The organism is Alkalihalophilus lindianensis (genome assembly GCF_032843265.1).
GTDB lineage: Bacteria > Bacillota > Bacilli > Bacillales > Bacillaceae_D > Alkalihalophilus > Alkalihalophilus lindianensis.
In genome coordinates, this window is sequence record NZ_JAWJBA010000116.1 from 1 (window position 1) to 343 (window position 343).

Annotated in this window: 1 protein-coding gene; it reads left to right on the forward strand. The window is 34.7% G+C overall.

Annotation, left to right across the window (positions count from 1 at the left end; translation table 11 throughout):
* On the forward strand, positions 1-343 hold a 343-nt coding region (locus RYX56_RS21560; RefSeq protein WP_317124017.1), incomplete at both ends, for a PTS transporter subunit IIC.

A 343-nucleotide genomic window follows, 5' to 3' on the forward strand; every position in this document is an offset into this window, starting at 1 on the left:
GGATTAGTAGCAGCAGGAATCACAGCAATTGTCATTATTAAATTGGCAGATTGGTCTGCTCCTATGATCCAAAAACATTTTGGCCTCCCAGGCATTTCCTTACCTACACTTTCTTCAGCTGTATTTTTCCCAGTAGGGTTGCTTGGCGACAAAATTATTGATAAAATTCCTGGATTAAATAAATTAGATGTTAATCCTGAAAAAATTCAAAAGAAGTTTGGTGTATTTGGAGAACCAATGATGGTTGGCTTAATTCTTGGAATTATTCTTGGAATTATTGCCGGTTATGACTTTAAAGGAATACTTAATCTTGGTATAAACATTGGTGCAGTAATGTTTATTC